At 48.7% G+C, this 19,642-nt stretch carries 11 protein-coding genes; 6 read left to right on the top strand and 5 right to left on the bottom strand.

Going from position 1 to position 19,642, the window contains the following annotated elements; genetic code table 11:
- The first annotated feature begins 86 nt into the window (after positions 1-86).
- Complete coding sequence (hmpF, locus tag AC5I6P_RS25680) at positions 87-1,841, top strand: pilus motility taxis protein HmpF (RefSeq protein ID WP_495696616.1); 1,755 nt, start codon at positions 87-89, stop codon at positions 1,839-1,841.
- A gap of 423 nt (positions 1,842-2,264) precedes the next feature.
- Here hmpF and AC5I6P_RS25675 read toward each other — a convergent pair whose 3' ends face one another.
- Entirely contained in the window at positions 2,265-4,043 is a 1,779-nt protein-coding gene (locus tag AC5I6P_RS25675) for an EAL domain-containing response regulator (RefSeq protein ID WP_495696615.1), read from the bottom strand.
- Positions 4,044-5,169: 1,126 nt separating this feature from the next.
- Between AC5I6P_RS25675 and AC5I6P_RS25670 the strand changes: the two genes are divergently transcribed.
- Entirely contained in the window at positions 5,170-6,507 is a 1,338-nt protein-coding gene (locus AC5I6P_RS25670; RefSeq protein ID WP_495696614.1) for an AAA-like domain-containing protein, read from the top strand.
- A 198-nt stretch (positions 6,508-6,705) separates the two neighbouring features.
- Entirely contained in the window at positions 6,706-10,296 is a 3,591-nt protein-coding gene (locus tag AC5I6P_RS25665; RefSeq protein ID WP_495696613.1) for an AAA-like domain-containing protein, read from the top strand.
- A 147-nt stretch (positions 10,297-10,443) separates the two neighbouring features.
- On the opposite strand, the gene AC5I6P_RS25660 is transcribed toward AC5I6P_RS25665, so the two are convergent.
- On the bottom strand, positions 10,444-11,601 hold the full coding sequence (locus AC5I6P_RS25660) for a transposase (protein ID WP_495696612.1): 1,158 nt from the start codon (positions 11,599-11,601) through the stop codon (positions 10,444-10,446).
- 230 nt (positions 11,602-11,831) lie between these two features.
- On the opposite strand from AC5I6P_RS25660, the gene AC5I6P_RS25655 reads away from it, so the two are divergent.
- The 3 genes from AC5I6P_RS25655 (at position 11,832) to AC5I6P_RS25645 (ending at position 16,368) form a co-directional block, all read left to right on the top strand.
- Positions 11,832-14,324 (top strand): phosphoketolase family protein, encoded by a 2,493-nt coding sequence (locus tag AC5I6P_RS25655; RefSeq protein WP_495696611.1) that lies wholly within the window; start codon positions 11,832-11,834, stop codon positions 14,322-14,324.
- A 133-nt stretch (positions 14,325-14,457) separates the two neighbouring features.
- Positions 14,458-15,096 (top strand): histidine phosphatase family protein, encoded by a 639-nt coding sequence (locus AC5I6P_RS25650; RefSeq protein ID WP_495696610.1) that lies wholly within the window; start codon positions 14,458-14,460, stop codon positions 15,094-15,096.
- A 30-nt stretch (positions 15,097-15,126) separates the two neighbouring features.
- Positions 15,127-16,368 (top strand): acetate kinase, encoded by a 1,242-nt coding sequence (locus tag AC5I6P_RS25645; protein ID WP_495696609.1) that lies wholly within the window; start codon positions 15,127-15,129, stop codon positions 16,366-16,368.
- 24 nt (positions 16,369-16,392) lie between these two features.
- On the opposite strand, the gene aptA is transcribed toward AC5I6P_RS25645, so the two are convergent.
- The 3 genes from aptA to AC5I6P_RS25630 form a co-directional block, all read right to left on the bottom strand.
- Positions 16,393-17,727, bottom strand: a complete 1,335-nt coding sequence (gene aptA / locus AC5I6P_RS25640) for an omega-aminotransferase AptA (RefSeq protein WP_495696608.1) — start codon at positions 17,725-17,727, stop codon at positions 16,393-16,395.
- A gap of 181 nt (positions 17,728-17,908) precedes the next feature.
- Positions 17,909-18,448 carry a hypothetical protein gene (locus AC5I6P_RS25635; RefSeq protein WP_495696607.1) on the bottom strand — a complete coding sequence of 180 codons (540 nt, stop codon included), beginning with the start codon at positions 18,446-18,448 and terminating at the stop codon, positions 17,909-17,911.
- A 413-nt stretch (positions 18,449-18,861) separates the two neighbouring features.
- On the bottom strand, positions 18,862-19,638 hold the full coding sequence (locus AC5I6P_RS25630; RefSeq protein ID WP_495696606.1) for a DUF554 domain-containing protein: 777 nt from the start codon (positions 19,636-19,638) through the stop codon (positions 18,862-18,864).
- Between the last annotated feature and the right edge of the window lie 4 nt (positions 19,639-19,642).

The raw sequence follows: 19,642 nt of genomic DNA, 5'->3' as shown, positions 1-19,642 counted from the left end.
GCTTTAAAGCGTCTGAGCGGATTGAACAGAATTTGGGCAAACTACATCTCTAGGATTGAGCGTAGACACGGAAGAGGACTATCAGCGTGCTGTATCTAGCAGAAGTCATCCAGAAGAAAGGCGGGATCATGGGTGGTGGCAAGTGCGAGTTGAAGCTACTTGCTTGCCAACGAACGGAACAAAATTGGTCTGCGGTTTCTGGCGATGAGTCAGTCCAAACGGAGGAGGCAAATCGCTATGGCTCTGGAACATTGCTGCTAGTTGATTTAACTGGAAGTAAGCAAGTGCAGCGCATCCAGGAAGCGAGTCGTCCCTTAGTGAGCATTCTTCAGAACTTCTCGCGCTTGCAAGAGAAGTTTAAGACACAGGAAGAAGAGATTGAGCAGTGGAAGCAGTCATTGACATATCAAAGTCAAGAATTAAACCGTCGGGAAGTGGAAATGGAATCCCGGCAGGAACAACTTCAGCAGATGGAGTCGGACTTTGAGCACTTGGAGCAACAGCGTCAAGAGTTTGAGACAACGCGCCAAGAAATAATGGCGCAGCAAGAAGAGATGGAGCGCCAACGTCAAGAGATGCAAGGCGCGTGGGATCAGCTGCAAGGGCAAAAGCAGCAGCTTGAAGACCAACGAGCAGAGTTGTTGGGAGCATCAGTGTTAGACACCGAAAAAGCGCAGGTCATTCATCAACTTTTGGAGCAAATTTGTGATGGAAGTGCTTCTTCAGAGCAGATAAACATTCACCTTCAGCAGCTTTATGAGATTCTGGGTCAGCAGCAAACTATTCTGACGCACCACTGGCACATGTTGGAGCAACACCAGCAAGCCTTGCACCAAAAGCAGGAAGAAACTGAGCAGCAGTCGCAAAGATTAGAGCAGCAGTGGCATGTTTGGCATCAAGCTCAGGAAGCAGTAGAGCAGGCGCGAACTGAGGCGAAGTCACAAGAATGGGTGCTGAACACTAAACAGGAGCACGCGCAATTTGTGAGTTCGCAAATTCAGCGCTCCAACGAGTTATACCAGCAACTAAGCCAAATAACCGCAGGAGGTACAGTCAATGAGACAGCCCAAGTGGATCTAAATGCTCTAGAAACTATGCCTTTGCAGAACCTGCAAGCGATCGCTAAAACGCTACAGAAAGAGTTTGATCAGTCTTCTCAATTTGTTCACGGGCAGGAAGAGGAACTTGATCTCAAAGAAAAGGAACTTGAAGCCCTCAGAGCAAAAATTCAGCAGGTGAGTGAGTTCGATCGCATGAGCTTAGAGGCTGAATTGGCCGATGAGCAAGATGCCTATCAGTTTCTCAATCAAACGCTGGTTGGGCAGCGCCGTAGTCTTATCGAGAAAGAGACGATTTTACGTCAGCATAAAGCAGTCATCGCTAGAAGAACAGGTAAACCCGATCCAACGCTGGTCAATAGCGGCATTGATCTAAGTCCGATTTTGACGCAGATCGAGGCTCAGCGCCAACAGCAAGCAGATGAGCTAGAAACCGTCGAGGCTCAAATTGAGCAGATTCGCAGTGCTGTTCAGCAAGCGCAAGAGTATATGAATGCGCAAGCCGAGGAGCAAGATGCGAAACGTCATGAGTTGAGGCAACTTGAGGAGACACTTCAGGCTCAAAGAGCGTCCACCGCAGAGGTCGTTGGCAAAGTCTCGCTTTACCACGAGATGCTTCAACCGATTCAAGATGTGGTGGCAGGACTTCATCAATCCCTTGATGAGATCGCGGTGTTGCTTTCTCAACAGCAAGAAGTCGGTCACCATCATCAGCAAGGGATTGAGCAAATGAGACAGATGATTACAGATCTGACACAAAAGCCTGAGTTCGCGGCCGTTTAAGAGATAGAGGCAATCAGTCCTGAATTTAATGCGATCGCTTCAATAAGGGATTGAGCAAATGAGACAGATGATTACAGATCTGACACAAAAGCCTGAGTTCGCGGCCGTTTAAGAGATAGAGGCAATCAGTCCTGAATTTAATGCGATCGCTTCAATGGGGTAGCACTGATTTCAGCATTCATCGAACTTCTTGCAAAAGTGCTTATATTGGGATAGCCGCAGCCATTTGAGTTGGATCGTATACGATCCAACTCAAATGGCTGCGGCTTCAGTGTACAAAATACTTTGTTGATTTCGTGGTTAGCACTGAAACGATTGTGCAAACGACGCACTCAGAAACTGCTTTTTCATACAAGAACGATCGCGCGTCTCCTCAGAAGTGGGGCGGCGAATTGCAGGTAACCCCTCTCCACTTACAAAATTTTAAGCGCTGACCAACTGAAAGCGACGATCGGCTTGTAGCAGTATTTTGACCTCAGCAATAGGAATAGCGGGGCTGTAGAGATAGCCTTGCATGACTTGGCAGCCCATCTCTTGAAGCACCAGCAGTTGCTTAACGGTTTCAACACCCTCAGCGACAACTTTCATCCTTAAACTTTTTGCCATGGCCACAATAGCGGTTGAGATCGCATTCGCTCCTTCACTTGTGGCTAAATGTTGAACAAAGGATCGATCAATCTTTAGCGTGTCAATCGGTAAAGAATTTAGATAATTCAGCGATGAATATCCCGTGCCAAAGTCATCAATCGAAATCTCAATGCCTAGACTCTTCAGCTTCGACAAGATCGAGACAGTCGCTTTGACGTCTTGCATCAGGCAAGTTTCCGTTAATTCCAGGACTAGAAGATGAGGATCAAGTCCTGTTTCGTCTAGAATGGCGGCGATGCGATCGACAAAGCCTTCCTGCTGAAACTGTCGCATTGAGAGATTAACTGACACTCTAAGGGGCACTGAGTTCCATTGCTGCCAAACCTTTGCATGCTGACACGCCGTTTTGAGTACCCATTCTCCTAACGGAATAATTAATCCTAGTTCTTCGGCGATCGGAATGAACGTTGCAGGAGAAATCATACCCCGTCCAGGATGCTTCCAGCGCAGCAACGATTCCATGCCAACAATTTCGCCCGTTTTGAGATTGACCTGGGGCTGATAATGCACCTGAAACTCGGCCCGCTCGATTGCTTTGGTCAAATCCATCTCAATGAGGCGACGCTCCACTTCGAGTTCATCCATGCTGGATGTGTAGAAGCAATAGCTCTGCCCATGTTGTTTGCACCAATGACGGGCAGTTTCAGCTTGACTAATGAGATGTTCTGGATGTTGAGCCAGGTTTTGAGTCAGCGTGATCCCCAAGCTAATTTGAATGCAAACTTCTTGCCCGTTAATTTTGAAGGGGGACCCGATCGAATTGATAATTTGCTGTGCTAACTCCGTGACTTCCGCTTCCTGAGGATTATGAGTCAGCACAATCCCGAATTCGTCACTGTTAAGACGAGCGAGCAGCCCATGAGAGTCGGCGAGTTTTGCTAAACGGTGCGCCACCATTTTTAGGAGAATGTCGCCAGTTGCATAACCAAAGCTGGCGTTAACCGAGCGAAATCGATGAATGTTGAGACAGAAGATGGCGATCGCTCCATGGGCTTCTCTGAAAATTGCGCCGTTCTTGTTTTGAAACTTAGCAAGGCTAACCGGAGCTTGTTCTGAAGTCCAGCGCTGAATTTGCTGACAGAGCAAGCCACGACTCGGCAGACTCGTGAGTGGATCGAAAGTGGCTCCGCGTTGGAGGGCTTCGACGGCTTGGCGCTGTTCGTTCGCGTAAAGTTGAGCGATCGCAGTTCGTTTGGTCAGCCGAGATGCGATCGCGTCGAGCAACTCGGAGACCGAACACGGTTTTATCAAGTAGTCATCTGCACCTAAGTTCATTCCGTGCCTAATTTCTTGATGTTCGCATTTAGCGGTGAGAAAAATGACAGGAATTGCCGCTGTTGAGACGTGGCTACGAAGCTCCTCTAAAACGCCATACCCATCTAGTTCGGGCATGCGGATGTCACACAGAATCAAATCGGGCAAGTAAGCTTTTGCCTTACGAACTCCTGATGCACCGTGCTCTGCACCCATCACCCGAAACCCTTCCAAATCTAATATTTCTAGAAGATTTGACCGGATTGTTTCATCGTCCTCGATCACCAAGATTGTTTTCATTGGAGCGTGTAAGGCAAGATTTACGAACCCTTAAATTAGATTGAAACATACGATAAATCAAAGAATTGAAATCAGCGTCCAAAGTGAAATGAAAAGTTAATTGAGTACTGCCAGTAGTAACAGACTATTAACTACGTTTTTCAAAAGGTGCGCCGCTTTTATGTTCTGAGGATTTCTATTAAGCTGAAGATGCAATAACTTTTTGCTATTTATTTAGCATTACAAGAGTTATTTTGAAATTAAGCTTTTTGCCATCCAGACGCCGATCCTCTCTAGGTACAGAGCCTATGATGCGCTTGTTCCAGTTTATTGGTAACCTCGGTAAAGCTAAGTATTTCTTTAGTTTCATAGCTTGGTCTTCACGTACCCTAAGTGTTTTTACAATCAAGACGTTATCAGGAACTGGTTTAGGGAAGCTATCAGCAAGCTTTAGTAGTCCTCAATAGAACCGGCGGGCAGTGTAGAGAACAACAGAGGGATTACATTTACAGCTTACTGAACTGAGGATTATGCGGACAGTAAATTCTACTACTTTATACTTTTCATACTTAAGTTTGCCCCTGAACTTATTCTTTGACTACTCAAGATCACCAATTAAGACCACAATTTAAGTAAGGACCAGTAAAAACTTTGAGAAAACCACGGTTGTCAATTTACCTTTGAGTGTTTCAGCACCTCAGCTAGAAGCTGTTTGTTCGGCACTTGGTTTAGGTCGAGCCTAAGTGCTTTGAAAAGCTGTCGTCTGTCAAGACATGCAATAGATACTTTGATATATCGAGTTTAGTTTAAACTTAGTTGAAGAAACTTAAAGAAATTCTTTAAGTAATATAGTTTTCTTGTCAGAATTGGGAGAAAATACAATTTATCTTCAGCACAAACCAGTGGTTACACTCAGAAAACTTAGACGACCAAGCTTAAGTGATCAATGACTTGCAACTAAAACCAGTATTCACAGCGCCTATTTGGAGATGGCTGTATTGGGGATATTGCGGAAGAGGATTTGAGGTGTAGGAGTGGGGATCGGTAGGTTTTAATATTTTTGTTATATAAAATTTTCTGTTGCTTTCGCCTTCTCAGTTGATTTCACTACCTTTAGTCGTCAAAATCCATTTTCAGGTCCTACTCTATGCCTCACCGAAGTCAACCCATCAAGCGGAAGCGCGGAATTATGCTTAATGCAAGAGGATGGCAGCGCTTGCAAGCAGCTGAACAGCACGCCGCAGATCAGCACAATTCTGGTAAATCCTTCACATTACAGGAACTCAGCGATCGTACGGGTCTAAGTCCTAACACCCTCGCAAGAGTACGGGGGCGCAAAGTTTCAGTTGATCAGCAGACGCTAGAGAGCTACTTTCGTGCGTTCGGGTTGACACTGGGAACGGAGGACTACACCGATGCAGAATCGGCACCAGTGAGCAGCCGTCCACCAGTGATGTTGACGGGTCAACTTCCCAGCGATTCTCTGTTTTATATTTGTCGTCCACCGAGTGAAGCCTTGTGTTACGAGGGATTGCTGCAACCGGGTGCTTTAGTCCGCATCAAAGCGCCTCGGCAGATGGGGAAAACCTCCCTAGCCGCCAAAGTGCTGTCTCAAGCGAGAGAACAGCATATTCTAACTACAATGACCAGTCTGCGATTAGCAGATACAGTGGTTTTATCGGATTTGAAGCGATTTTTACAATGGCTGTGTGCGGTTATTACGCAGACTCTTGAACTGCCAAATCAGCTTGAGCAACATTGGGATGACCTGTTTGGCAACAGCTACAACTGCACGAACTATTTTGAGAGCTATATTTTATCGAAGCTAGATCAGCCTCTAGTGCTTGCACTAGATGAAGTTGATGTCGTGTTTGACTATCCGCAGATTGCGGCGGATTTTTTCGGGATGCTGCGAGCTTGGTATGAGAAAGCACGGTATGGCGATGCCAAAAGCGAGTTGTGGCAAAAATTGCGGATTGTGCTAATTCACTCCACGGAGGTGTATGTGCCGTTGAATCTGCACCAATCGCCGTTTAATGCTGGACTTGCGATCGATCTCCCCTCATTTAATTCAGAACAAGTAATGGAGCTGGCACAGCGCTATGGGCTTGAAAACCTCGACGAGACGGTTGCAGAACTGATGAGCCTGACAGGCGGCAACCCGTACCTAGTGCAAGTCGGACTTCATCACTTAAGTGGGCAGTTGGTTTCGTTAGAGCAGTTAGTGCAGCATTCGAGTGCGATCGATGGGGTGTATGGCCCACATTTGCGACATTTGCTAGCGGATCTGCAAAAATACCCTGATTTGATCGCGGCGCTAAAGCGGGTGGTGTTATCCACTAGCCCCTTTGAGCTTGAGCCGATGCAAGCGTTTAAGCTGCAAAGTAAAGGACTCGTCTCGATGCAAGATCAGCAAGTGGTGCCAAGCTGCAATCTGTACCGCAGATACTTTTCTCAAGCGTTGTCCACAACAGAAGTGTTTTGACTTATACATTTCTATTTGCAAGTCTCAACGCAATTCTTAATAGGGTCTTAAACAAGAGCAAAAGGATAGAAAGTTACAGACAATAGAACAAGCTGGTGCTAGTCAAAGGTTGCTTCCCCGTTGGTATCTGAACCAGAGCTTTGTCAGATCTAGAGTTAGTTACAAACGTTTCACCTAATGTAAAGTTGACGGCGAATCATGAATTATCAGGTGGGTGGAAGTTTGCCGCCCAATGCACCGTCTTATGTCAAGCGGCAGGCAGATGAGGTGTTGTATGACGCCTTGTTGAAGGGCGAGTTCTGCTATGTGTTCAACTCGCGGCAGATGGGGAAGTCAAGCCTGCGAGTACAAACAATGCAACGCCTGCGATCGCAAGGTGTGTGCTGCTGCGTGATCGACATTACTGCAATCGGCACTCAGCAAGTCAGCAGTGAACAGTGGTACGCCTCAATTGCCGCCTCTGTGATGAGCAGCGCTGGGCTGTCGATTAAATTGGCAGCATGGTGGCGCGATCGCGCTCATATTACGGCTGTGAACCGATTGGCAGAATTCTTTAGAACCGTTTTGCTAGAACAGATCCCAGGAAATATTGTCATTTTCATTGATGAAATTGACAGCGTTTTGAGCCTTGATTTCTCAGTGGATGATTTTTTTGCCCTGATTCGAGCGTGCTACGACCATCGCTTTGAGTATCCAGCATTTGAGCGACTGAACTTTGCGCTACTTGGCGTGGCTACTCCAGCAGATCTGATCACTGATAAAACTCGAACACCATTTAATATCGGTCATGCGATCGAACTGGGTGGATTGCAGTTTGCAGATGCTCTGCCGCTCTTACCGGGGTTAGCAAAGACCGTTCGCAATCCTAAAATGGTGCTGCGTCACATCTTAACCTGGACGGGCGGACAGCCGTTTCTGACCCAAAAACTGTGTCAACTGGTGGTCGAAGCGATGAGGGAACGCGACCTTCTAGACGGCGCTGCGTGCTCCTGCCAACGGGCTCTGTCTCCAGCGGAACTCGAACAGCTTTTCCGCATTCGCCTGATCGAAAATTGGGAGGCCCAAGATGAGCCGGAGCATTTACGAACGATTCGCGATCGCATTCTCACCAACGAACTCCGCGCTGGAGGTTTGCTGGGACTCTACCAGCAGATCTTGCTGAGTCAAACGGCGCTAGAGAGCGAGGCAGTTCTAGTGCACCACAGTGATGTGGCAAGTAGCACTGAGGGCAATGTCGGAACCAATGGTAGCCGCGAACAGATGGAGTTAATCTTGTCAGGACTCGTTGAAAAACACAACGGACATCTGCAAGTCAAAAATTTGGTCTATGCGGCGGTCTTTAATTTGGAGTGGGTCGAGCAGCAGTTGGCTCGATTGCGTCCCTATGCTGAATCCCTAACCAACTGGCTGCATTCGTCAGGCGACGATGACTCCCGTCTGCTGAGAGGAAAAGCTCTGATTGATGCTCAGGCTTGGTCAATTGGCAAAAGTTTGAGCGATCAAGATTATCGATTTTTAGCTGCAAGTCAAAGGTTTGATCAGCGCGAGATGCAGCGTGATTTAGAAGCCGCTCGCACTCAAGAAATTGAAGCTAGGCTCGACATAGAACGAAAAAGCACAAAACGTCAGCGCCTTTTGCTGGCAGGCATGACTTTGAAATTAGTTGTCGCGATCGTCATGGGATCTCTAGCCTATGGGCAGTATCGCCATGCCGCCCGCAATGAAATTCGGGCAATCACCAGCACGTCTGAGGCCCTTTATAGCGTGGGTAAAGGACTTGATGCGCTAGTGATGGCGTTGCGTGCCCAACAACGACTCGTCCGTTTGGGCATTGCTGACCCTACGATTCACTTGCAAGTCGAACGGGCGCTGGGTCAAGCCGTCTATTCTGCGGCAGAAGCAAATCGGCTAACTGGGCATCAAAGCGACGTGCGCTGCGTTAGCATCAGCCCAAACAGTGAATTTATGCTCACCTGTAGCACTGATAGAACGGCGAAGTTGTGGCGGCATGACGGTTCGCGAGTTGCTACTTTGAGACATCCGGCGAGCGTGTTCACGGCAGTTTTTAGTCCCGATGGCGCGATCGCAACGGCAGGGGCAGACAATACAATTCGGCTTTGGACGCACGATGGTTGGATCATTCGTGCCATGACCGGACACACTGCGCCGATTAACGGACTCGCCTTTAGCCCAAACGGTCAACTGCTGGCGTCAGCGAGTCAAGACAACACCATCAAATTGTGGAGCCGTGACGGGCGGTTGCTCAAGACCTTAACCGGACATCAAACGGCCGTGCAGAGTGTTGGCTTCAGCCCGAACGGGCAGGAGTTAATTTCGGGCAGCCTAGACGGAACAATTAAACATTGGAACCGAGCCGGATTGATTCGCACTCTAGACGGACATCGCGATGGCGTCATGAGCGTTGCCTTTGATCCGGATGGTCAATCGTTTGTCTCTGGTGGGCTTGACGACAAGATTCGAGTGTGGAAACTAGATGGCACGCTGATCAAAAGTCTTGATGCCGATCAGCAGGGAGTGACTGCGATCGCGATTAGTTCAGGTGGAGGGACGGTTTCTGCGGCGTCTCGCAGTGGGTTAATCGCTTCGGTTGGCTTTAACAAAACTTTTAAACTGTGGCGGCGCGATGGGACATTGCTCACAACGCTCCACGGTCATGACAACATCATCTGGAGCGTGGCATTAAGTCCCGATTATCACTACGCGCTCACCGGAAGCTTGGATCAAACCGGGCGAGTGTGGCGATTAAATAATGGACTGCTAACGCGCATAGAAGGACACCAAGCTCCCGTCCATTCGGTCAGTTTTAGTGCCGATGGGCAACAGTTGCTCAGCGCCAGTCAAGATAAAACGGTCAAGGTTTGGACGCAGAGCGGAGTTTTATTAAAGACAATTCGAGACGAACAGCGTTGGGTGACCGAGGCAAAGGCGAGCCCAGATGGACGAGAGCTTGTGTTGGTTGAATCTGATCAAGACATTCAGCTAAGAGGCCGAGACGGAGCGCTGATTAAAACGCTGTCTGAACCGGGAGAAGCGATTTATAGCTTGCAGTTCAGCCCGATGGGAGACTGGTTTGTGACGGGCGGAATCCAGAAGGTGCTGCGGCTACGAGGGCGCGATGGCACCTTGGTCAAAACTTTAGCGGGACACACAGATTCAATCTGGAAAGTTGCCGTCAGCCCAGATGGGCAAATGGTAGCCTCTGCCAGTCTAGATGGCACAGCGAAGCTTTGGCGCGTCAAAGATGGGGCGCTGTTGGCAACCTTAGCTCAGCATCAAGCCGATGTGCGTGCCGTGGCGTTTAATCCGAGTGTTGCAGCCTTGCCCAACGGTCAGGGGGCTGTGGCGACGGGCGGTTCTGATCAGACGGTAAAGTTGTGGACGCTGGACGGCAAATTACTTAGAACGCTCCAGGGTCATCAGGGGATGGTGTATGAAGTCAAATTTAGCCCAGATGGACAACTCATTGCATCTGCTAGTGCCGATAAGACAATCAAATTGTGGAAGTTAGATGGAACGCTATTGAGAACACTAAGCGGGCACACAGATACGATTCGAGGAATCGACTTTAGTCCAGATGGTAAACTTTTAGCATCTGCCAGTGCAGATAAAACTATTATTTTGTGGAACTTACAGCAAATCCTGTCTCTCGCTCCGATGACAGCCGCGTGTGATTGGGTACGAGATTATCTGAGGACTAATCCCAGCGTTGACGGTAGCGATTGGCTCAGCCAAGCTCCTGAGGATCGTACCTTGTGTGACAAACCGTAATTATTAATCGCGCTGTTATATCAATCGTTTAACTGTAATGCTTAACCATAGACCGATGTGTTTACCAACATTGACTAATGTGTTAGTGAACACACTACTAATGTAAGAATGAACACATTTTAAGCTATCTCAGATCTTGCACCATTCCTAATAAGCCAGCATTGGTCGTGATTTGAGAACAATCTCAAACTGGTATCGTGCAGCAATATGAGTTGTTCTTCGGAGATGTCGAAGAAACTGGAACCACAGCACAGAAGCAAACAAAATGGACAGAGTGAGATCGCTAGCAATCTTCCAATCGAGTTGAGGCAGTAAAGTGCTTTGATGAATCCAATGGACAAGGAGATAAGCAATCAGAACCAGAATCAACCAGCGATAGACTCCTCGCTTTGTGGATTGTCCAAAGCGATGTAACCCAAAGCGATGCTTAATCGTTTTGAAGAAGGCTTCAATTGCCCAGCGCTTGCGACCTAAGCGCACGAGATAGACACCAGAGTAAGGATAGGTGGAGACAACAAAGCGCAGTTCTCGCTTGCCATCGGCTTGTTTGAGCCAGAACCAAGAGACAGTCAGTGCAAAGGCCATTCCTTCGAGTTTGATTTGCGCTCCCCGCTTGCCGTGGCGGTAAAGCTGTTTGAGGTTGCTGCCATCTTGCAATTTTCGATTCCAACGCATCCCGACTACCGCTCGCCAACCTCGGTTGTGAACGGCTTGGAGAAACTCAATTGTGCCAAACTCAGTGTCGGCAAGCACAATCACAGGCGCACCCGCCGCCAAGCGAGGGGACACACTCGCCAGAAGCTTACAGGCTAATTGCGCGGGACTCGCTTGCCCCTTGCCTCTCCAGACCCGAAAGCTCCAAGGAATGCGCCAATTGCCATAGTTGAGATACAACACGACCAAATGCAGTCCGCGCTTGCCGTTGAGCATTCGCACCCATGGGTCAGGCGCATCTGGATTCTCGGTCGGGGTACTTAGATGCAAAAACTTGCCGCATTTCTCTAATGTTGTCAGGTCTATCAGCACTCGGATTGGCAGGTCTGGGCGTGGAGGATGCTGCCTCAGTTGGTCAAACGCAGCCTTGCGGGTGGCGCGAATCACGCTGCGCGTAGACCACGAGTAGTGGTTCAAAAATCGACTCAGCGAACTAGCAGATTTTACTTGGGTGTGTTGGGGCATGGGATGTCCCAGGGCTTCGAGGAATAAGCCAAACAGCGCATTCAGACTGTCTTTCTGATAAGTGCTAGGTATCAAGCAAAGGAGGCTATACACTAGCGATTGGGCGGGTACAACGATGGTTTCCATAACCGTCCATTTATTTTTCTACGCCCTTTCTTTCAGATTTTGATGCGTTTGGCAACCCCTATTGAGAATGGTGCAAGATCTCAGCTATCTCTTTCTCAGTCTAAAATTTCTCAATCTGAAACGCAGTGATGATTGTTCTGGCACACACTCGCCATTCCCCATACTCCTGACAGATTGCGATCGCGAGGTAATTGCTGATAATTACCGAATTCACTCGCGAGTTAACTTTTATGACCGTTGCTAACTCAGTTAAACTCCAATCGCCGTTGACAGCGGAAGAACTGCAAAAACTGAATGCCTACTGGCGCGCCGCTAATTATTTGTCAGTTGGACAAATTTATTTGCGGGATAATCCGCTCCTCAAGCAACCGTTAACGCTAGAGCAGGTCAAACCTAGATTGCTCGGACACTGGGGCACAACGCCTGGCTTGAATTTCATTTACGTGCATTTCAACCGATTGATCAAACGCTATGACCTCAACACGATTTATGTTTGTGGTCCTGGACATGGCGGACCGGGAATGGTCGCGAACACCTACCTAGAAGGAAGCTACAGCGAACGCTACAACCGCATTACGCAAGACGAGGAAGGGATGAAACAACTGTTTTTACAGTTCTCTTATCCCGGTGGAATTCCGAGCCATGCAGCTCCCGAAACGCCCGGTTCGATTCATGAAGGCGGAGAACTCGGCTACTCGTTGGCTCATGCTTATGGTGCAGCGTTTGATAATCCTGACTTATTGGTTTGCTGTGTCATCGGCGACGGGGAAGCCGAAACTGGAGCGTTGGCAACAAGCTGGCACTCGAATAAATTTATCAATCCTGCACGAGATGGAGCGGTGCTGCCAATTCTGCATTTAAATGGATACAAAATTGCAAATCCAACGGTTCTTGCCCGCATGAGCGATCAGGAACTTGAAAGTTTATTTGTTGGCTATGGATATAAACCTTACTTTGTAGAAGGTGATGATCCAGAAACGATGCATCAACTCATGGCGGGAACGCTAGATCAAATCGTAGCTGAGATTGGAAGCATTCAGCGAGAAGCAAGAACGCATGGATTCAAAGAACGACCGCAGTATCCCATGATCGTTCTAAGAACGCCGAAAGGGTGGACAGGCCCGAAAGAAGTAGACGGCTTGCCGATTGAAAACACGTTCCGCGCTCACCAAGTTCCATTAGACAAATTGGGCAGCAAACCAGATCATCTGCGAATGCTAGAAGCGTGGATGAAGAGCTACAAGCCAGAAGAATTATTTGATGACACGGGGAGACTCAAACCAGAACTAGCGGAACTTGCCCCATCTGGCGATCGCAGGATGGGAGCTAATCCTCATGCGAACGGAGGCGTGTTGCTGAAAGATTTGCACCTACCCGATTTTCGCAACTATGCGGTAGATGTGTCTGATTGGGGAACGGTGGAGGCAGAATCGACTCGCATTCTCGGTCAGTTTCTGCGCGATGTGATGAAACTGAACATGGACAACCGCAACTTCCGCGTCATGTCTCCTGACGAGAACAACTCTAACCGCCTTAATGCCATTCTAGAAGTGACCGATCGCGTCTTTACCGGAGACATCTTACCGATCGACGATCATATTTCTACCGATGGCCGTGTCATGGAAGTCTTGAGCGAACACCTCTGCCAAGGTTGGTTAGAAGGCTACTTGCTGACGGGACGACACGGATTTTTCTCTTGCTATGAAGCGTTTATCCACATTGTCGATTCGATGTTTAATCAACACGCGAAGTGGCTGCAAGCGTGTAACGATATTTCGTGGAGACTGCCGATCGGATCGCTCAATTATTTGCTAACTTCGCATGTGTGGCGGCAAGATCACAACGGTTTTACTCATCAAGATCCAGGCTTCATAGACATTGTGCTCAATAAAAAAGCCAGCGTGGTGCGCGTGTATCTACCACCGGATGCTAATACATTATTATCGGTAGCCGATCACTGTTTGCGCAGCCGTCAATATGTCAATGTGATTGTGGCGGGTAAACAACCAGAATTGCAGTGGCTGGATATGGATGCAGCCATCAAACACTGCACCGCCGGACTTGGCATCTGGGAATGGGCAAGCAACGATGATGATCAAGAACCTGATGTCGTGATGGCATGTGCTGGAGATGTGCCGACCTTAGAAACCCTAGCCGCCGTAGATTTCTTGCGATCGCACTACCCCGACCTAAAAATCCGCGTGGTCAATGTGGTCGATCTGATGACGCTACAGCCGCAAAGCGAGCATCCGCATGGATTAAGCGATCGCGATTTTGATTCTATTTTTACGGTCGATAAGCCGATTATTTTCGCGTTCCACGGCTACCCCTATCTGATTCATCGGCTTATGTACCGCCGCACGAATCATAAGAATTTGCACGTGCGCGGATACAAAGAGGAAGGAACCACGACAACGCCATTTGATATGGTGGTGGTCAACGACCTCGATCGATTCCATTTAGCGAATGATGTGATTGACCGAGTGCCAAAACTTAGAAACACAGGCGCATATACTAAACAGTTGATTCGAGATAAGCTGATCGATCATCAACACTACATTGTTGAACATGGTGAAGATATGCCAGAGGTTCGAGACTGGAAATGGCAGTACTATAGTGGTTCTGCTGTAGAAAAAGAGACAGGGAAAACAAGAGTTCAACAGTCGAGCAGCACGGATTCAACGATCGTCGGGGATGATTCGGCTGCCCGATCGTCGCGGTAAATTTACCAAATGGAGGGCGCGATCGCGCCCTCTATCCAACTTGCTCCACTCTGCAATCTCAATCTTCTAATTCCAGTCACTTAACTATTCAAGACATCCACAACCTGTTCAAACTTCATGTTTTATAATCTTCATGCCTCTTAAACTTTATTTTCTTCGCCACGGACAAACAGAGTTCAGCAGAGCAAATCTTTACTGCGGCTCTCTCGATCCGGACTTGACAGAATCCGGTACGCAAATGGCACAAGCCTTTGCAGATCACTATCGCACGTTTACTTGGGATGCCGTTTATGTGAGTCCGAGAAAACGCACGATCGCCACGGCAAAGCCACTGTGCGATGCAATCCAAACTGAGATGCACTTGAGAGAGGGCTTAATTGAACTTAACTACGGTAAATGGGAAGGTGAAACCGTACAAACTGTGCAAAAGACCTATCATGATGACTATGTAAAATGGTTGGCAGAACCCGCTTGGAACCCGCCTACTGGAGGAGAAACAGCGGTTGAGGCGGCGAGTCGATCTGCTCTGGTGATTACCGAAATCCAGCAGCACCACTCGACGGGCAACGTGCTGATTGTGGCGCACAAAGGAACAATTCGGATCATATTGTGTAATTTGCTGGGCATTGATTTAGGCAGATTTCGCGATCGCATTGCCGCTCCGGTAGCATCGGTGAGCGTCGTTAAATTTGATGAACATGGCCCATTACTCGAACAGTTGGGCAACCGCGACCATCTCAGCGAAGCACTGCAAAATTTGCCAGGAACTTAGGTCACATTAAAATAGGCAATTATCAGAGCCATGAAAATTTTAGTACTGAATGCAGGCTCAAGCAGTCAGAAGAGTGCGCTCTACGATTTGTCTGAGGAGGCATCAGATCGCCCGCTACAGCCCCTTTGGGAGGCAAAAATCGATTGGACGCATCGTGAGGGCGTCGCCGAAATCGAGGTAAAGACCAACAGCAGCAAAATTCACGAAGAACGTTCAGCATCAGATCGAATCGATACGCTGTCCCATCTGCTGGAAACGTTAACTAGTGGTGATACTCAGGTTATTCAAAACCTATCGGATATTGAAGCGATCGGGCACCGTGTCGTGCATGGCGGACAGGACTATCGAGAAAGCGTCCTGATCACACCCGAGGTCAGAAGCGCGATCGATCGTCTATCTACCTTTGCGCCGTCTCACAACCCTGCAAATTTAGAAGGCATTGAAGCGATGGAACAGTTGCTCGGAACCGTTCCTCAAGTCGCTGTTTTTGATACCGCATTTCATGCCCAGCTACCTTTATCAAGTGCAGTCTATCCGATTCCTTACTCATGGTTTGAGAAGGGCATCCGTAGGTATGGCTTTCACGGCATTAGCCATCAATATTGTGCGAACCGAGCGGCTCAACTGTTAAACCAAGATCTAAGAGAATTGCGGCTGATCACCTGTCACTTGGGCAATGGGTGTTCTCTAGCGGCAATTCAGAAGGGGCGGAGTATTGATACGACAATGGGATTCACCCCGCTCGATGGCTTGATGATGGGCAGCCGTTCTGGCTCGGTTGACCCTGGAATCTTGATCCATCTGATGCGGGAGAAACAATACTCTCCTGATGACCTGGATCATCTTTTAAATGAAGATTCTGGGCTGAAAGGAGTGTCTGGCATTTCATCAGATATGCGGCAAGTTCTAGCGGCAATCGCCGCAGAACATTCTTCTAAAGAGAGCGACGCCACCCATTCGCAAGCAAAATTAGCATTTGAAATCTATATCCATCGCTTGCGATCGGGAATCGGTTCGATGATGGCATCGCTACAGGGAGTTGATACCTTAGTATTTACAGGGGGAGTTGGTGAAAACAGTGCTGATGTGCGATCGCAGACCTGTGAAGCCTTCCGCTTTTTAGGATTAGAATTAGACACTCAGAAAAATGCAAACCATCCTGTAGATCAAGATATTGCAACACCAGCATCAACGGTACGAGTGCTGGTGATTCACACCGAAGAAGACTGGGCGATCGCTCAAGAGACCCAACGCATCGTTTGCAAACGGTGAACCTTGCTCAACTCGTCGAGAAGGTCAGGACACTTGCTTCAGCACAGTGCCCAATAAGTCAATCATCTGATCAATGTGCTGCTTTTCTAGAATGAGTGGGGGCGAGAGCGCAATGATATCGCCTGTCGTCCGAATCAATAACCCTTGCTCAAAACAACGCACCATACAGTCGTAGGCGCGTACTGAAGGCTGTCCAGCGATCGATTCCAATTCAATTCCCGCCACAAGCCCTAAATTCCGAACATCAATGACATGGGGCACTCCCTTTAGGGAATGCACCGCATCCTCCCAGTAGGGCGCTAGTGTGTTTGCCCGCTCAAATAACCCTTCTTCTTCGTAAATATCTAACGTTGCTTGCGCCGCTGCACACGCTAATGGATGCCCCGAATAGGTGTAGCCATGAAATAGCTCAATCATCTGTTCTGAGCCTTGCATAAAGGCGTTGTAAATGCCCTCGCGCGCAAACACGGCTCCCATTGGTACAGTTGCATTGGTAATGCCTTTTGCTGCCGTCACCAAGTCCGGCATCACCCCAAAATAGTCAGTCGCAAATGCTGTTCCTAACCGTCCAAATCCAGTAATAACTTCATCGAAAATCAGCAGAATGCCGTATTTCGTGCAGAGCGATCGCAGCCGCTCTAAATATCCCACTGGCGGAATTAACACACCTGTTGATCCGGCAACGGGTTCAACAATCACAGCGGCAATGGTAGAAGGATCATGGAGCACCACAATGCGCTCTAACTCATCTGCAAGATGAGCACCCCAGCTAGGCTGACCTTTGCTAAACGCATTCTGCTCCAAATTGTGCGTGTGGGGTAGATGATCGACACCCGGCAGCATACTGCCAAAAAATTTGCGATTAGGAGCAATGCCTCCCACCGAAATTCCGCCAAACCCGACGCCATGATATCCCCGCTCTCGCCCAATCAGTCGCGTGCGGCTGGCGTCTCCTCGGACTCGATGATAGGCCAGCGCAATTTTAAGCGCTGTGTCAACTGACTCAGAGCCAGAATTGGTAAAAAACACATGATTGAGATCTCCTGGGAGCATTTGCGCTAGCCGTTCTGCCAACGCAAAGGGACCCGGATGTCCCATCTGAAAGGTTGGGGCGAAATCGAGCGTCGCGGCTTGCTGCGCGATCGCGCGTGCAATTTTGTCGCGGCAGTGCCCTGCGTTGACGCACCAGAGTCCTGCCGTTCCGTCTAGCACCTGCCGACCGTCTACAGTGGTGTAGTACATGCCTTTTGCCGATGCCATCAGCCGGGGCTTCGCCTTAAACTGCCGGTTGGCAGTAAAGGGCATCCAGAAAGCCTCTAAGCTCTCTGGCAATGAAAACGATTGTGCAAGGTCTTGCATGGCAGATCACTTCAGACATAGCGATACGTTCCACCATACCGTAAATGGAGGTGCGTTCTCTTGCGTCAGCCTGTGCTAGTCACAGATCAGGGGTAGCCCATCAAAAGCAGATTTTTTCTGGGTACAAGATATGGGCACAGCAGAGTGATTGCTCGGGTGCAAGCCTATGCGCGATCGCAAACTAGCCTGCGGCTTTCTTCCGAGTTCTACTGGCGGCTGTTTTAGCGGCAGCGGGTTTTTTAGCGGCGGGTGCTTTAGCGGCAGCGGGTTTTTTAGCGGCAGCGGCGGCTTTAGGCGCAGCTTTGCCTCGCTTGGCAGGAGTTTTAGCAGGAGCCTCTGCTTCTGCTTCAGGCTCTTTTTCCATAGCCGCGTCAGACATGCCATTTTGCAGAGCTTCTGCGGGCAAATTTAGAGTTCTGCGGCGTCTGCGAGTCTTGGTTTTGCCACCCCCATCGTCTTTCCGCGCCGAAGACAGATAGTACTTCAACGTAGATGGGCTGATTTCTACACCTGTTTTCGATAGCATTTGCGAAACTTCGGTGTAGCTGTATCCGCGATCGAGTGCCACTGTGATCTGATCTTTGAGCAAGTTAATCGCTTCTCGGAGTGACCAAATCTCTTTTGGCTTTTCGGGTAAGTCTTGCAGAGAGGTAGAGGCTTGGCTGATAGCGTTCTTTGAAACTAACGTTGATGTCGGTGATCTTCTTTTGGTTGCTGCCATTGTTTTGTTCCTTGTTGCTGGGTAAGGTTGATAACTTTGCGCGATATTTACCTCAACTGTGGAGTTTTCGGTTGCTTCGCAGTTCCCTGTTCGGGGTAATTGCAGATGCAAACGAACTGCAAACATGACGTTACTCGCTGAGGTGGATTGTTGAATTTCTGCTCTCAAGAGTTGTTTGCGACTCTACGAAGTTTGCGATTTGTATCGCATTGCTGTTATCGCTGTAATTATAGAGACATTTTCTAATTTAGCACCAAAATTTAAGAAATTGATGTCTAAATTTGTCTATATTGCCGTTGTGATTACTTCGATGTTGGTATTGACGAGTCGGAGTGAGGCGTATGTTATCGCTTCTTAGCCAATGATCGCTGCCCTGATCGCGCTGCTTATTCCCGATGGGTTAGCGGTTGTGATCAGGCGAATTGTTGCAGCAACGCGATCAGTAACGGAGCTAAGATCAGCGCGGGTAAAAAGGACGCAATGCTAAGCTGAGTGACTTCGAGCAGGTTTAGACCTAAGCCGATGATCATAAGTCCGCCAACGCCAGACGTAAGCAAGACGGGCGGTGCGGTGGCTGGATCGGGCAGAGATTGAGCGAAGATGCCAGCCGCGATCGACAGTCCGCCTTGGTAGATCAAAATGATGAGGCTAGAGCAGGCAACGCCGATGCCGTAACTGCTGCTTAGTGCGATCGCAGCAAAGCCATCCATCGCTGATTTGATCGATAGCACGGTGTTATTTCCTGCTAAGCCATTATTAAGGCTGCCAAGAATGGCCATCGGTCCGACACAAAACAGAAGGCTTGCGGCGACAAATCCTTCGGTAAAATTGCCGCCTCCTTTAAACAGTTGACGGAGCCAATTGCCTAACGTCTGTAGGTGGGTTTCGATCTGCCACCATTCACCTAAAAGTCCACCGATTACTATGGTGATCAGTCCAAGAATAATTCCGTCAATGTGGGCGGCTTGCACTTTGAGCAAACTTCCAGCCATGGTGACGCCTAAAAATAGGGTGAGTAGTCCGAGACCTTGGGTGATGATGCGCTGCATTCTGCGGGGCAATGCGTCTTGGAGTAGAAGTCCTAGAAAGGTGCCGAGCAGGACGGTGACGATGTTAATCCAGGTTCCACTGGTTTTGTCCCATAGGCTCAACGTTGCGGGGTAAATCAGCCACAGTGGGGGTAAAGACATGAAT

The organism is Myxacorys sp. (assembly GCF_059501405.1).
The sequence above is the reverse complement of the archived record's forward strand: the minus strand, read 5'-3'. Positions and strand labels throughout refer to the sequence as shown.